The sequence below is a fragment of the Mucilaginibacter sp. McL0603 genome (assembly GCF_049992945.1).
GTDB lineage: Bacteria > Bacteroidota > Bacteroidia > Sphingobacteriales > Sphingobacteriaceae > Mucilaginibacter.
This window is the reverse complement of sequence record NZ_CP188251.1, coordinates 871,510-887,874: the sequence shown is the minus strand read 5'-3', so window position 1 is coordinate 887,874 and position 16,365 is coordinate 871,510. Positions and strand designations below refer to the sequence as shown.

12 protein-coding genes are annotated in these 16,365 nt (G+C 42.0%); 10 read left to right on the top strand and 2 right to left on the bottom strand.

Annotated features, from left to right (window positions below; genetic code table 11):
* Positions 1–83: 83 nt before the first annotated feature.
* On the top strand, positions 84–992 hold the full coding sequence (locus tag ACPPVU_RS04160) for a hypothetical protein (protein WP_426670438.1): 909 nt from the start codon (positions 84–86) through the stop codon (positions 990–992).
* 503 nt (positions 993–1,495) lie between these two features.
* Here ACPPVU_RS04160 and ACPPVU_RS04155 read toward each other — a convergent pair.
* Together ACPPVU_RS04155 and ACPPVU_RS04150 are read right to left on the bottom strand one after the other, a co-directional pair.
* Positions 1,496–2,881 (bottom strand): sigma-54-dependent transcriptional regulator, encoded by a 1,386-nt coding sequence (locus ACPPVU_RS04155; RefSeq protein ID WP_426670437.1) that lies wholly within the window; start codon positions 2,879–2,881, stop codon positions 1,496–1,498.
* 2 nt (positions 2,882–2,883) lie between these two features.
* Positions 2,884–5,172 carry a tetratricopeptide repeat-containing sensor histidine kinase gene (locus tag ACPPVU_RS04150; protein ID WP_426670436.1) on the bottom strand — a complete coding sequence of 763 codons (2,289 nt, stop codon included), beginning with the start codon at positions 5,170–5,172 and terminating at the stop codon, positions 2,884–2,886.
* A gap of 530 nt (positions 5,173–5,702) precedes the next feature.
* Here ACPPVU_RS04150 and ACPPVU_RS04145 point away from each other — a divergent pair.
* The 9 genes from ACPPVU_RS04145 to ACPPVU_RS04105 all read left to right on the top strand — a co-directional run bounded on the left by ACPPVU_RS04145 (position 5,703) and on the right by ACPPVU_RS04105 (position 16,313).
* A complete protein-coding gene (locus ACPPVU_RS04145) occupies positions 5,703–6,827 on the top strand; it encodes a sigma-54 interaction domain-containing protein (RefSeq protein ID WP_426670435.1) in 1,125 nt (374 codons plus the stop codon).
* A 234-nt stretch (positions 6,828–7,061) separates the two neighbouring features.
* A complete protein-coding gene (locus ACPPVU_RS04140) occupies positions 7,062–7,802 on the top strand; it encodes an SDR family oxidoreductase (RefSeq protein WP_426670434.1) in 741 nt (246 codons plus the stop codon).
* Between the two features lie 70 nt (positions 7,803–7,872).
* Positions 7,873–8,121, top strand: a complete 249-nt coding sequence (locus ACPPVU_RS04135) for a hypothetical protein (protein ID WP_426670433.1) — start codon at positions 7,873–7,875, stop codon at positions 8,119–8,121.
* 107 nt (positions 8,122–8,228) lie between these two features.
* Positions 8,229–8,759 (top strand): RNA polymerase sigma factor, encoded by a 531-nt coding sequence (locus tag ACPPVU_RS04130; protein ID WP_426670432.1) that lies wholly within the window; start codon positions 8,229–8,231, stop codon positions 8,757–8,759.
* Positions 8,760–9,455: 696 nt separating this feature from the next.
* Positions 9,456–10,109, top strand: coding sequence for a FadR/GntR family transcriptional regulator (locus ACPPVU_RS04125; protein WP_426670431.1), 654 nt, complete (start codon positions 9,456–9,458; stop codon positions 10,107–10,109).
* A gap of 30 nt (positions 10,110–10,139) precedes the next feature.
* On the top strand, positions 10,140–10,484 hold the full coding sequence (locus ACPPVU_RS04120; RefSeq protein ID WP_426670430.1) for a hypothetical protein: 345 nt from the start codon (positions 10,140–10,142) through the stop codon (positions 10,482–10,484).
* A gap of 119 nt (positions 10,485–10,603) precedes the next feature.
* Complete coding sequence (locus ACPPVU_RS04115; protein WP_426670429.1) at positions 10,604–12,025, top strand: TolC family protein; 1,422 nt, start codon at positions 10,604–10,606, stop codon at positions 12,023–12,025.
* 10 nt (positions 12,026–12,035) lie between these two features.
* The gene (locus ACPPVU_RS04110; protein WP_426670428.1) at positions 12,036–15,215 is read left to right on the top strand and encodes an efflux RND transporter permease subunit; all 3,180 of its coding nucleotides are present in this window, start codon (positions 12,036–12,038) and stop codon (positions 15,213–15,215) included.
* Positions 15,216–15,230: 15 nt separating this feature from the next.
* Positions 15,231–16,313, top strand: a complete 1,083-nt coding sequence (locus ACPPVU_RS04105; protein ID WP_426670427.1) for an efflux RND transporter periplasmic adaptor subunit — start codon at positions 15,231–15,233, stop codon at positions 16,311–16,313.
* Positions 16,314–16,365: the final 52 nt, after the last annotated feature.

Below are 16,365 nucleotides of genomic sequence, written 5' to 3'. Positions count from 1 at the left end.
CAAACTGGTGCTGGTTTTATTATTTTTATGCGATAAGGCAGACGTTTATTTCAGAACATTAAAAACTGATCAGTTTTTTTAGAATGGGCAAATTTTCAATACGGTATGGACTACTGTTTTTGTGTATTGTGTACGGCGGTATTGTCCGCGCCCAGAACGGTGAACCCAAAATACAGCTATCGGCGGCTACAGGTTATCAAAACGAAAATTTCCATTGGTCCATTGCCGGCAACGTCAACGGGCAAAATCCAAATATCTATTCCGAACTGAAATGGAAAGCGATCAAGGGGCCACTTTATAGTCTGGCCCTGCAGTGGAATGTATGGGATCATTTTTTATTACTGGCTGATTATGACAAATCATTTATCAGATCCGGCACTTCAAATGACACCGATTACAGCGGTGACAACCGAACCGGACCGGTTTACAACCAAAGTTTTGATAGCAACAAAGGCAGTACATCCGCTTGGTCAACAGGCGTTGGTTACCTGCTTTTCAAAAACAAACTATGGAGCCTGTCGCCTTATCTGGGATATGGTATCAATTATCAAACCTATTATTTGTTGGGGAATGAAGGCGACTTCGGTCAACTTAATACCAGCTACAAAACACAATGGCAGGGTTTGTTTTTTAAAATTAAGCCAACATTTAATATCAGTGATCGTCTTGAAATTGTAGCAGATCTAACTTACAACCAGGTAAAATATAGCGCCGCTGCCGACTGGAACCTGATTGAAACTTTTCAGCACCCTGTCAGCTTTCGTCACTCCGCCGATGGCTACGGTATTGATGCTGATGCAAAACTGGCATTTAAAATAAATCGCTATTTTTCTGCAAACCTGGGTGCAGCCTTCTTTAACTGGGAAACCGGTAATGGTACCGATCAGCTTTACTTAACCACCGGAGAAACTGACAAAACTCAATTAAATGAGGTTATAAGAAATGGTTTCAGAGTAGAAGTAGGATTAAGTGTGCTATTGGGGGGAAATTAAATTCAGCTAATAGGAGCCAGCCCATAGGCCTGTTTCATTAGCGTCGAAGGCAATAGCAAAGACGTATTTTCGTATACGAAAATGATCTTTGCCGTCCTCGAGGCCGGGACTTTGCCCGGAACTCGCAAAGTCTGGAGCTTCCATGAAATTTGTATAGCCGAGCAGGTGCAGCAGCTGAAGGTCGTTCCGCCATTCAGCTGCTTCCCTGCTTTGAAAAGCCGTGACTTTGTCACCACTTTGAATTAGTTGCCTCACGTTAGCTTTTTTGTCACAAAGCAATGAATGGCTGATCTGTCCGGTAAGGCCGTGCCCTGCGGGTTTGTCTAAAAAAAATCCCCCCCCGCGTCCAACTGTAAAAAAGGATATTGACCGCTTTGCAAGCCGGGGATAAAAGTGCCTGGTATGCCTTATTTAGAGCCAATGCTTTAATAAATAATCCCAGGTTTCTTTTAAGTCAGTATTAAGCCGGCATCAGGAATATTATTGGTTTAACGGGGGCAATTTTAATCAGTTATGATTTTCAATGATATCTTCCTTTCAATACCCAATTTTTTCATCCTGGAAATAAGCGTATTGGCGTTAAGTTCCAATAGCTCTGCTGCCCCCCCGCGACCGAATATTTTCCAATTACATTTTTCAAGAACCGCTACTATATGATCCCGCTCATTCTCAGCTATCGTTTTAACCCGTAGATGACGGTCTGTTGTGGTTTTCTGGCTTTTAGCATGGGGTAGGTCCAAAAAGCTGATCGTATTGCCGTTGGTCAGCAAAACACTTCTGGCCATCAGGTTTTCCAATTCTCTTACATTTCCGGGCCATGTATAACCCAGCATGGTCTGGGCAACATCATCCGTAAAGCCCGTTATGGGCTTATTTTCTTTAGCCGCATAAATTTTTACGAACTGGTTTGCCAGGGGAAGTATATCCTCCTTACGTTCACGCAGCGGCGGCAGTGCAATCGGAAAAACATTAAGGCGATAATAAAGATCCATCCGGAATCGGCCGGATGCTATTTCCTCCTCTAAATTCCGGTTGGTGGCCGCTATAATGCGAACATCGATTTTTTTCTTTTGTCCTCCTATGGGCTCAACTTCTTTTTCCTGCAGTACACGCAGCAGCTTTACCTGCATGTCCAGGGGCAATTCACCAATTTCGTCTAAAAAAACGGTGCTGCCGTTAGCCTGTTCAAATTTTCCGATTCTTTTGTCAACGGCACCGGTGAAGGCTCCCTTTTCATGGCCAAATAATTCGCTTTCGATCAGGGTTGCCGGCAGCGCCGCACAATTCACTACGATCAGGGATTTTTTTCCGCGGGATGAGGCACGATGAATACATTGAGCGATCAGTTCTTTTCCCGTACCGCTTTCCCCTAAAATTAAGACCGAGATGTTCGATGGCGCTGCTATTTTAATGTTATTCTGTACACACGACATACCCTGTCCCACTCCGATGATTTCTTTGAAGTCATCCTGTGACGAAGACGCGGTGTAAGGCTTTGAAGAAATTTTTAATTCCTGAGTTTGCCGGTGCAAATAACATGCAACATCTAGCATCACCAATACGTCTTTTTCGCGAAAGGGCTTCACCAAAAATCCGTACGGTCTTGTGGCCTTGGCCGCATCTAAAGTTTGCTTATTTGAATTGGCGGACAGAAATACAAATGGGATATTCTTATCTCTTAATACTTTAGCAAGATCAATACCGGTCAGTTTACCTTGCAAATAGATATCCAGTAATACGAAATCCGGATACTCTTCTTCAACTATTTTTAATGCTTCATTCGCGGACCGGGCAATTCCCGAGACCTGATATCCTGCCCTTTCAAGTATAAGCGTCAGGTTTTTTGCTTCAATATATTGGTCTTCAACAATAAGTACTTTGGTTTTCATAATCATGTTTCTAATATGCCCTGCGGTGTCAAAAGATTATCGGGATAATAGAGGTATTCCAATTTAAATATAATAATAATCGTAGTTCCCTGATGGGTATCAAAATTAATGTCAGCATTGATATCTTTGCTAAGACCTTTCATTAAGTCCAAACCCAGCGAATCCTGTTCTGTTTCAGTGATGTTTGGATCCATGCCGATGCCATTATCCGCCAGTTCCAGTTTTACCGTCCCCTCCTGGTCATCTAATGAAATGGAAATTTCCCCTTTTTGTTTACCCGGGAAAGCATATTTAATCGAATTGGTTACTGCTTCATTAATGATCAATGCCAATGGTATGGCATATGCTACATCAAGATTCAAGGGATCGATCTCCAACCTGAAATGAATTTTATTTCCAGTATCAAAACTATCACTCAAATATTGTATCATTTCCGGAATATATACGGCCATGTCTATTGTTTTAATATCAACGGACTGATATAGTTTTTGATGGATCAAAGACATAGTGTAAATACGGTTCCGGCTGTTTTCAAGGGCTTTTAAAGCATCGTTTTCAAGATAAACAGATTGTGCCTCTAACAAAGAGATCACCGTATGTAAATTATTTTTTACCCTGTGATGCACCTCTTTCAATAGCCATTCCTTTTCCTGCACTAAACGTTGCAGCTGTTCATTTTTTTGGCTAATGATCAAATTATTTTTTTGTTTATTCCGGTATTGATTATAAAGCAAGCCGATGAACATTATGGACAAGACCGTTGCTCCAATGGTGATATTTTTAGTGACATTGGCCTGTTGTAGTTTCGCTCCCTGCAGTCTGGCGTTTTGCTTTAACAATGCAATATTCTTGTCTTGCATTTTAATCTCACTTTCCTTCTTTTCAGTTTCGAATTGAATGAACAGTTTTTGCACGTCTTTTGCCTTTGTTTCTCTTATACTGGCCTCAACCAGCGCGTGGTTTTTATTTAGGTGTTTAATGGCCTGAAGGTAGTGCCCGGTTGCCGAATCTGCCAGGAAAAGCAAGTATTGGAAATGGATGTTCGCCCCTAAGGTCCTCTGTCCTTCAGGAAACTCCTGGGCCTTGTATAAATAGGGTTTTGCTCTGGCGTATCGGCCTGATTCGACATAAAGCTGGCCAAGGTTCCGGTAAAGTTCGAATCCGGCTACGCCCTGTTTTTTACTTAGTTCAAGTTCCCGTATAAAATATTCCTCTGCTTTATCGAAGTTCTTCATGTCCCTGTAAATATTTCCGATTATTGAAGCATAAATAACTTTGTCCGCATCATTTCGGGGCGGGTATTTTTTTATCTTATCATTTATATAGGAGAGCGCCTCCGGGTATCTCTTCAATTTGCGTAACCCCCTTGGGATCACTCCAAATATTGAAACATCAGACAAGTTAGATGCGCCTGCATGAATTTTATAGCTATTGATTGCCATGGTGGCGTAATCAATTCCCTTTTGAAATTCATCATTTTCAATGCAAATGACAGCAAGATCAGTATAAAAATCACCCGCCGCAGTACTGTCCCCCGTCATTTTCATGCTTTTTATAGTTTGAAGCGAATAATAAAGGGCCTTGGCCGGATTGGATCTCCAGAAATATAAAACAGCTAGTTTAGAATAGGTATAATGTAAGTTGCGATATCCTATGGCCTTGTATTTTTTTATAACTTCCAGCAATTCGCTTTCGGCCGAAGGATTTCTCTGGTCAACGTGAACCATGGCAATGTCCTTAAGTGCCAGAATCTCTTTTTCGGGCCGGTGATATTTAATGCTTAACTCTTTTGCCTGCTGCGCAAATAATACAGCCTTTTTATAGTCTTCTTCTTTTTTTACACCATCCCTTATATCATACTTGAAGCTTAAATTCAGGAGCAAATTGATCCGGGATGTGTCATTAACCAAAGGCAATATATCTTCAGCAGCTTTCATATTATCTTTCACTGTAAATATGTCCGCCATAAACAATTGTGCGTCATTGTAGCCTGACCGGCTCCCCAGTTTGATACTTAGCTGACTGGCTTCTCTGGCAAAAACCATAGCACGGTCCAGGTCAACCGGTTTTTTTAATGGTTTGTTGAAATTGATATTACACAGATCGAGCAACAATCGTATTTTCCCGCTATCCGATTGGCTATTTTTCAGATGATATAATAATCCAGGCTCCCTCGATGGATTTACGGGCTTAGGGGCAGGATAGTATTGACCAAAGGCTGTCAGATGTAGTGCAACCAGCAGGACAATAACGGGGATTTTTATTTGAAAAAACGATCTCTCGCAGTTCATATCAGTTTTTATATAACGCATGACTTAAGGCTGAAGGAATACTAAAATTTCCGCCCGGGGGATCAGTGGTTCACGGAAGCAGACAAAGTTTTTTTTAATATTTATTTGTCCCCGAATGATAAATCCTGTTTGAATTTATAAGCCGCTCCTTAAAAAGGCAAATGATCTAATCTCTAACAAATTTAATCAATAAAAAAGAGATATTGAAATGGTAAAGGGAGTGCGCATTTTATATTTTTTTATGGTCAGCCAGTTTACCGGATCAGGACGCCCGTCCCCGGGGGCATGCGGACTACGATATATCAAAGCACTTTACAAATGGTTTTGATATATCGGATATATAAATATTTTAAATTATATTAATTCGCTTATTATGAGTAGATTAAGAAGTGGCACAACTATTGGAAACATGGTTAACCAGAAGACAGTCACTACCGGATTCGCGTATACTTGAATCTCCAATTGGAATCTGAATGCGCTGGTTGTTGCAGCTGCTTTTTTACATTTTATTCATTATTATCATTATAATCATGGTTTATCTCGAAGACACGAAATTACCCCTGAATGAATGCGAAAATGATAGCGTCAACCTGGGCTCCTTTTTAAAAGGAGTTTCTCCTAAATCGCACTTGCCGTTTTTTGATACTATGGTTAAAGAAAAGAGGAAAATATACTTAAAAGACCTCGCTGAAGTTTCGAATAATCACACCGAAATTATTGGGAATTGCCCGAAAATGAACAAAATATTTCGATTGGTAGCATTGGTGGCTCCATCAGCTACTACCGTTTTGATTTTAGGCGAAACCGGTACCGGAAAAGAACTGATCGCCCGTGCAATTCACAACGATTCACCGCGTAAATCTAAGCCGATGGTTATAGTGAATTGTGCTTGCCTTCCTGTCAACCTGATTGAAAGCGAATTATTCGGTCACGAACGCGGTAGTTTTACGGGTGCCACCGAGCGACGTATCGGCATGTTTGAACAGGCAAATGACGGAACTATATTTTTGGATGAAATTGGCGAATTGCCCATGGATCTGCAGGTTAAGCTGCTGCGGGTATTACAGCAAAAAGAGATAAACCGCATTGGTGGTAAAGGCTCGATCAAAGTAAATGTCCGCATCATTGCTGCCACTAACCGTGACCTGGAAAAGGAAGTGAAGGAGGGCAGATTCAGGATGGATCTTTATTATCGTTTAAACATATTCCCTATTTATTTGCCTCCGCTCAGGGACAGAAGGGAAGACATACCCGCATTAATTTGCCATTTTATTATCTGTTTTTCAAAAGAAGCGGGCAGGAAGATTGACAATTTAGATAGCACGGTCTTACAGGAACTCATGCAATATAATTGGCCCGGTAATATTCGCGAACTGGAGCATTTGATTGAGCGGAGTGTATTATTAACTACAGGAAATACGATTGATCATATAGATATACCTTCCAGGCAAAATCAAATTGTTGATTTTACAGGACACCAATTACGCGTCAAGACGATCAGCGAAAACGAACGTGACCATATCCTCGAAATACTCAAGGTCTGCAAAGGTAAAATTGCCGGGGACGGTGGGGCGGCTGACCTTCTGGACGTTCCGCCAACAACGTTACAATCCAAAATAAAGCGTTTGGGAATCAGGAAAGAATATCTGCCTTAACAATCTTCAGGCGGCAATGATGATGTTATTTAGAATCCGTTGATTAATTCAAAGAAAATATGTTCAGGAGTTATTTCTATTGCCGGTGACAGTTCTTGAAAAGCTTACCGGCTTAGCTTTCCATCCAAAAAAGCAACGGCAATAATTGTACGCGAAGTAGTTTTTACCATATGGTAATTGCAAGTATTTAAAGGTTAGGGACCTTTGTATTGAACAATAAGAAAAAACAATAGCATGGAAAATCAAAGTAAAAGAAACCAATTAACTGGTAAAAGAGTGATCATTTTAGGCGGTAGTTCAGGTTTAGGTTTTGCAACCGCAAAAGCAGCTGCCGCAGAGGGGGCAAATGTGGTTATCGTTTCGAGCAACCAGGCCAGGATAGATACTGCATTAGAAGGATTGCCGCAAGGAAGCAAAGGCTATGCGGTAGATCTTTCCAATGAACTAAGCATCAAGGATTTCTTTAACCAGGCAGGCAGTTTTGATCACCTGGTGTATACCGCAGGAGAAAATATCTCGATGAGCATGGTAGATGACACGGATATTGAAAAAGGGAAGGACTTTTTTACCATACGCTTCTGGGGCGCGTTCGCTGCCATTAAATACAGTAAAGTTCATATTAATGAAGGCGGCTCAATCAACCTGATGAGTGGCAATTTTGGTCAGCGACCAAGTAAAGGATACAGCCTGGGTGCAACCATTTGCGGTGCGATGGATGCTTTCACCCGCGCAATGGCAGTAGAACTTGCCCCTATAAGAGTAAACAATGTAGCCGCGGGTGTTATCAAAACAAATCTGTGGAATAACCTGAGCGAAGCCGACCGCGAGGGATTTTACAAATACCTGGAGAGTACTTTGTTATTAAAACGGGTAGGTGAGGCCGAAGACATCTCACAGGCATTTGTTTACCTGATGAAACAGCCTTACACAACGGGGCAGTCGCTTGTCACTGATGGTGGGGCCGTACTGGTTTAACAGCTTAAGGCAGGTGTCTTTGAAGCTCAAAATATCAGTCGAATCAAATTATCTATTAAACAACTTATTTATGTTTAACAAATATCAGTTTAGGGGAATCGCTGTTATGTTGTTCTTCATGGCATTGACAGGGTGCCAATCTAAATCAGCCAACCCGGGTTCCCTGGTATCACCGTCGGCAAATAAAACCCGTGTTATTATGGAAGAATGCGTAAATGGCGAGGGTGCAAAGACGCTGAGGAAGAAAGACCCGGCCGCTATGCACCGCGGGCATGACCTGTGGAATAACACACTCAAAAAACTTTCTGAAGGCAAATAAATCACTTGGATATGAAGCAAGCAACTTCTACAAATAATAACATAGATACTAAACTCACTTAGATTTTGGTAAACAAACTGGTGACCGGGAGCAGATGAGAAAATATTATGGAAAAACTACAAAAACTTATTGCAGGCTGTATGCAACAAAACAGAAAAGATCAAAAGATGCTGTATAAAGCATTTTATGGTTTTGCTATGAGTATATGTTTACGCTATGCCGGTAATCGTTACGAGGCTGCCGAAATCATGAACCGGGGGTTTTTAAAGGTGTTCACTAATTTACATAAATACAATACAGACCGTCCGTTTATTGCCTGGGTTGGCCGTATTATGATAAATACCTCTGTAGATTATTACAGAAGCAACCTGAAGTTATCGCTGAACGACGATCTGGATGCGGCAGAAGACATCGGTCATAATGATTTACCAGATCAGAAATTGAACTATGATGATCTGTTAGGTATGCTGCAGCAATTGCCAAACGCGTACCGCACCGTATTTAACTTGTTTGCTATTGAAGGGTTCCCGCACGAGGAGATCGCCGCACAACTAAACATCAGCACGGGTACATCAAAATCAAACCTGTTTAAAGCGAGAGAGAAACTAAAAGTAATGATACTTAATTCCGGGCGGTAAAGCGCGTCATTGTTACAGGGGGCTGACCTTGAAATTTCTTTAATATCGGTCAATACGACTTCCTTATTCTGATAACTAGTTTTCAGTTGAACTGGTATGGTAAAAAAGATAGCGAAGGTATAGAATACTTTGTGTTGGTGCTGGCCATTATTATGGCAATTATCGTAAAAGGAAGCGGTGCCTTCCATAGATTACTATTGGTTTGGCAAATAAGCAGCCCAATTAGAATGACGAAGTATTATTAATTTTTACAACAGTTATCAAAAGCCATTGAGTGTATTTCGATGGCTTTTGTTTTTGGTGCCAGGATAAAATCCAAGTGGAAATCAAACAAAAGATCATTAATGATTTAGTTGGCTTTACCTATATGTATTTTTCATAGATAATGTTAAGGTATCGGTGTTGCCGGCAAATCAAATGTTTGCAGGCCTTTGTGTTACAGTGAAATCATCATATTATTACCAATTCACAATAAAATGGTGAGTAATTCGACGAGTAATTTTCCTAGGATCCTTTACTCATCATAAACCACATAAATCACTGATATACAATAGTTTTAAAAGGCGATCATCTTGTACAGATGTGTTGATTGCAAATTTATGTTATGTAACAATTTAATAGAAACTAGAATATTTTCAAACAAAACATCAGATGTTTTAATTAAACATCGTATGTTTGTATTATCATTAGACAAATATGAAAGCTTCCGAAAAATTGAGTGACCAGGTAACCGGTAAGATAAGACAGGATATTGATCAGAATAAATATAAAGCAGGTGAAAAAATACCGTCCGAGCCTGAATTGATGAAACTATATGGTGTAGGCAGATCGACAATAAGGGAAGCGATTAAAACCCTGGCAATGACTGGAATATTAAGAGTTCAACAAGGTTCCGGCACTTTTGTAAGTACCAGCCCGCAAAATGAAACCATTGATCAGCGGCTAAGACGTGCCGATTTTGATCAGATCAATATTGTAAGAAAATTGCTGGAAGACGAAATAGTAAGGCTTGCTGCAAAAAACCATACCGAAAAAGATTTGGAAGAGATGAAACAATGCCTGGAAAACAGAAGATCGGCAATACACAATGACCAGCGGCAGACATGTATTGAAGCGGATATTGCATTTCATACAGCAATTGCTAATGCCTCTTTAAACCATGTGCTTGCTGATCTTTATCAAAGCTTTACAGCGATCATTCGCGATTTTTTCTACCAAAGAGAAATGCAGGGAATCACTCAATTTGCAATGAGCCATCATCTGCATGAACAATTATTTGAAGCAATTAAGGCCAAAAAGGAAAAACTGGCGCAACAGGTGCTTAATAAAATTATAGAAAATAACTACTAAGTATACTTTGCTTATTAAATAGTAAATAAAATGAAAAAGGCATTCCATACCATATTAAAGTTTTTGCTGGTACTTGTAATCTTTCTGGGGTTACAAGGGAGGGTCATTATTCGTTACCTGGAAATTTTTCATAAAAATCATAAAACCGAGCAGGTCCATTCAGAGACTACCAGGGTAAGGGCGGGCATTATTCATTGTAAACTGCAATGTTATACGCAGCATTTCCAGGCACTGGATATTCCGCTTATCGCATTTCTCTTTTCCTTCATCACTGCATCGTTTGTCATTAACCGGTTTTACCTGCCCTTTAAGGAAAAACATTTCCTAACAGGTTCGGTCCGGCTACTACCGCTCAGAGCGCCCCCTGTTTTTTAATCGACTGCACATATTCTCATGTGCTTTTAATCTTCATAACCGGCCAGGCCGGTTTCCCATAAAATTTTACAGGTGTGCCCTTTAGGGGGTCATTGAGTTAAACATTTAATTTTTTCATCATGAAAACGACGAAAAAGCTGATCATGATCTGCATCATGTCATCCGTTTCATTGGTACTGGCCTGTTTTTCTGCACAGGCCCAGGGAACAGACAGCATTTTAACGCTGCAAAAAGCGTTAGATATTGCGCTGTCCAAACAACAAATATTAAAAGCTAAAGACAACTATTCAAAAGCATCGGCCGAAGGTATAACCGCTGCCAAAAGGGACGGTTTGCCTGATTTTGTTTTATCAACCCAACAAGCATATGGAACCATAAATGGCTTAAATGGATTAGCTTCTGGCCTGCCCGGATTGACGACTATTACAGCCGGGCCGGTTGCTGCCAAACAAAATTGGAATGCTGCTTTCGGGGCATTCTATTCTTCGAATATCGATTGGAATATCTTTTCATTTGGACTACAGAAGGCACATGTAGCCGAAGCCAAAGGTATTTATGAGATGGACGCCGCAGACCTGGAACAAGAAAAATTTCAACAAAAGGTTAGGGTTGCAGGAGCTTATCTAAACCTATTATCGGCCCAGCGGCTACGCTATTCGATGGAAGTCAACCTGTCACGTGTTTCCCAGCTCCGGGATGTGATCCTGGTTAGAACAGAGAACGGTTTAAACGCCGGGGTTGACAGTGCCATTGCCAACTCGGAACTTTCAAAAGCGCGTATGGCGGTTACCGATGCTATTAATTATGAGCAAAATCAAGCGTCGAACCTGGCGATACAATTGGGAATAAATAATCAATCATTTTCCTTAGACAGTATTTACGTCAATCAAATACCAGCAAGGCTGCCTGCACAACCGGTAGATGATATTTCTAATCATCCGGAATTGAAGTTTTTATCAGCAAGGGTAAAGACAAGTGATCTTTCTGCCAGTTTCATTTCCAAAACAAGTTTACCGAAAGTGTCTCTTTTCGGCGTTCTGCAGGATAGGGGATCTGGTTATGGCAGTGGATATAATCCAAATGATCCCAGCAGTTTTAGTCAAAGTTATTTAAACGGCATTGCCCCGGCGAGGGGAAATTACCTGATTGGTGTCGGCGTTACCTGGAATTTAAGTGATCTCGGAAGAGCAGCATCAAGGGCGAAAAGTCAGCATTACGTTTCAGACGGGTTGACCAATGAATATCACTACCTGGAAAATAACCTTAACAATCAGTTAAAAGAGGGCAATAAACAACTGGTTAATTCGCTGCAAAAATACCGCGAAGCCCCAATCCAGTTAAAAGCAGCCAGTGATGCCTATGAACAGAAGAAAACGTTGTACAGCAACGGTCTTACAACAATAGTTGATGTTACCCAAACGCTGTACAATTTGAACCTGGCTGAGACCGACAAAGATATTTCCAGTGCCGCTGTTTGGCAGTCGCTGCTTTATATGGCTGCATCGTCGGGTAATTTCAATTTATTCATTAATCAATTTTAAAACAATAGTCATGAACCTGATTCAATTTTCATTACGAAAACCAATAACGATTATCGTTTTAATCATTGGTGTGGTATTGATGGGTATTATTGCCGTTACAGAAATCAATATTGATATTTTTCCTAATATAAATTTACCGACGATTTATGTTTCCCAGCCCTACGGGGGGATGTCGCCGCAACAAATGGAAGGGTTTGTATCCACTAATTATCAAAACCTGTACTTATATGTAAGCGGTATCAAATCCATTCAAACAAATAATATTGAGGGTTTGAGCACATTAAAACTCAGCTTTTATGATGGCACTAATATGGCTCAGGCCGCGGCTGAAGTCACCTCACTTACCAACCGTGCCTTTGCAGAAATGCCGCCCGGAACACAGCCGCCAATTATTATTCGTTTTGATGCCTCCACGTTGCCGGTTGGCCAGCTAACTATTAGCAGTCCCAAACGCAGTAATAATGAGTTACAGGATTTAGCCAGTCTGTACGTGAGGCCCAATTTTTCAAAAATACCCGGGTTAACCTCACCTCCTCCAATTGGCGGTAACGTGCGTACTGTTGTAATTAATGTTGATCCTGAATTGATGAGCAGCCACAAGGTAACAGCCGATCAAATTACTGCTGCCATATCGGATAATAACCGCATATCTCCGGCTGGGACGGTTAATATAGGACGTACGGCTTATCTTACTCCCTCAAATACTGTTCTTCAAAAAATAAAAGATTTTGAAAACATACCTTTATTATATCAGAATGGCGCTACCATATATCTTAAGGATGTAGCAAAGGTTGTAGACGGGGCGGATATTACAAGTGGTTTTGCGTACGTTAATGGTAAGCGGTCAATTTATATCCCGGTTATTAAAGGCTCAAGCGCCTCCACCTGGTCGGTAGTTCAGGCACTGAAAAAGGCAATCCCCTCCATGCAAAGCCTTTTACCGCCGGATGTATCCTTAAAATTTGAGTTCGATGAATCTGTTTATGTAATTAATGCGGTAAAAAGTCTCGCCAGCGAGGGGGTCACAGGCGCTATACTCGCAGGTGTGATGGTGCTCCTCTTTTTGGGCGACCGCAGGAGTGCGTTTATTGTTATTGTTAACATCCCGCTTTCGGTGATCATCGGCACCCTGGCGCTGAAACTTTTCGGACAGACACTCAATATCATGACGCTGAGTGGTTTGGCATTAGCCATAGGTATTTTGGTGGATGAATCCACCGTTACAATTGAAAACATACACCGGCATATGGAAATGGGCAAAAACAAGGCCCGCGCCATTGCAGATGCCTGCGAAGAGATCGCTTTGCCAAAACTGCTGATCCTGTTAAGTATCCTTGCTGTTTTTGTTCCGGCATTTTTTATGACCGGTGTGCCTCAGGGTATGTTCCTGCCGCTATCTATGGCCGTAGGGTTCTCAATGATCGCCGCATTCCTGTTGTCTCAAACACTTGTTCCTATTTTATCAAACTGGGTACTAAAAGTTCACGAACATAAAGACGAATTACCCGAAAAAGAGCACAAACCAACACGATTTGACCGTTTTAAATCAGGTTGCGTGCAAATGATACAATGGATGATGAAGCGCAGCCGGGTGAGCGTAGTGCTATACGCAGTTGTGTCCATTTTTATTATTGGTTTATGTGTATCCATTATTGGCAAAGATATCCTGCCTAAATTAAACAGCGGACAGTTTCAGATCCGGATACGTGCTCCACAAGGTGCAAGGCTTGAACAAACGGAAAAAACTATGCTGCAAGCCCAGCAGATCATATACAATACCGTAGGAGGCCAAAAAAACGTGGACATTATATCCGCCTTTGCCGGGCAGCATCCTTCATCTTTTCCAACCTTACCGGTCATCCTGTTTATGAGCGCCTCTAATGAAATTGTTATGCAGGTTAACCTCAGTGCAGATTATAAAATGAATATACAGGACGTCAAGGAGAACCTGCGGAACGCTTTGCATAAGGCGATGCCTGAGATAACAACATCTTTTGAACCGATTGATCTGACGAGCAAAATCATGAGTCAGGGCTCCTCGACGCCCGTAGAAATTGCCGTGATGGGTAAAGACATTGGCCAGGACAAACAATATGCAGATTCGGTGATTGCGCAATTAAAGCAGGTGCCGTTTTTAAGGGATGTGCAGTTAAAAGAACAACTTAACAGCCCGGCAATTCATATTAATATTGATCGCGATAAGGTAAAGCAAATGGGCCTGATGATGACGGACGTAAGTAATTGTATTACACAGGCCACATCGTCCAGCCGTTTTACGAATAAGGATTTATGGCTGGATGAGAAAAATGCTACCTCCTATGATGTGCAGGTAGAGATACCACAGACAAGCATCTCCAGCCTTGCCGATCTCCAGGCTATTCCTATTTTCAGAGACCGGCCAAGGCCTGTACTTGGCGATGTGTGCACACTCACTATGGGAACCATTGTAGGCCAGTATGACCGCCAGGGCGCGGGCCGGTTTTTGTCTATAATTGCTAATATTTATAAAAGAGACCTTGGTTCTGCCAGTGCCGCGGTAAGTAAAGCCATAAAGAATGCCGGTACACCGCCAAGAGGGGTATCTGTTGAGGTTAGGGGCTTAACTATCCTGCTCGATCAGACACTCAGCAGTTTACAGTTCGGCTTGCTGATCACCATCGTTATCCTGATGCTGATGCTGGCGGCAAATTACCAGTCTTTTCCATTGGGATTTACGGTGATCACCTGTATCCCTGGTGTTTTGGTTGGCTCATTGCTGACTTTGCTGGCCACCGGCTCAAGCCTCAACCTGCAATCGTACATGGGCATTATCATGTCGGTTGGGGTTTCCGTTTCCAACGCTATTTTATTGATCACTAATGCTGAGCATATTAGGTTAACCGGAAAGAGCGCTATGGAATCAGCAATTGAGGCGATGGAACTCCGGTTAAGACCTATATTGATGACCACGATTGCCATGATAGCCGGTATGATCCCGATGGCCTCCGGTTTAGGGGAGGCAGGCGATCAAACGGCACCGCTTGGCCGCGCGGTTATCGGGGGGCTGATCTTATCAACCTTTGTGTCCCTATTTATTCTCCCTGTTATTTTTTATATGATCAGGCGTAACGCTCCTGTTCATGCCGTGTCACTGGATCCGGACGATCAGAAAAGTATATTTTATGACCCCAAAACACAATTATCAGAATAAACAAAAATATTAATCATGAAAACATATCATTTTATTTTATGCCTATTCACTGTTGGTGCGCTGGCATCCTGTCAAGATAAACAAAAACCGGTAGCTGCCGCTCAGCCGGACGTCACCCAGGTTTTTAGCCTGAAAGAAGGGACGCTCAATACAACGATGAGATTGCCGGCCGTATTGCAGCCTTATCAAACGGTTGACCTGTATGCCAAAGTTAATGGCTTTGTAAAAACCATGACGGTTGATGTGGGCAGCCAGGTACATCAGGGTCAATTACTGATGACGCTTGACGCGCCGGAAATGACAGCTTCACTTACCCAAGCTCAGGAAAACCTGCACGCTAAAGAAGCTACCTACCGGGGCAGCAAAGCCAATTATGATCGTTTGTTAAGCACCAGTAAAAAACCGGGAACTATTTCGCCCAATGACCTGGACATGGCCCACGCCCAAATGAGTGCAGACAGCTCCAATTTGCTCGCAGCGAAATCTGCTTATCAGTTATCGGCAGATTTGAAAGATTACCTGGAGGTAAGGGCCCCGTTTGATGGGGTAATCAGTTCGCGCAATGTTTATAATGGCGCTTATGTGGCACCTACAGATAAAAATTCCAATATCCCGATGCTCACTCTGCAGGAACAGACCAAGTTACGGCTGGTGGTAGATGTGCCGGAAGCGGCAACAAATTATTTTGCGAATAAAGACACCCTTCATTTCACGGTAAAAACCATACCTGGAAAACAGTTCGTGGCGGTGGTTAACCGTATGGCCGGCGCTTTGAACGTTAATTTACGGTCGGAGCAGATGCAAATGGATATCTCTAATAAAACCAGGGAATTGCTGCCGGGCATGTTTGCCGAGGTGACGCTCCGGCTAACCAACAAGCAAAAAACCTTTGTAATACCACAAACCGCAGTGACTCAAAACTCCCAGCGCATCTTCGTTATCCGGGTTGTGAATCATAAAGCAGAGTGGGTAGATGTGAAAAAAGGAAGGGAGACCACGGACAGCCTGGAGGTTTACGGCGATTTAAAACCCGGTGATTTACTTGTTGGCAATGCTACTGATCAATTAAAAAATGGCACATCAGTAAATACAAGGTAGCATCCGCATATCCCAACATCCCTTCCCTACACATCAATTGAAAAATGGATTA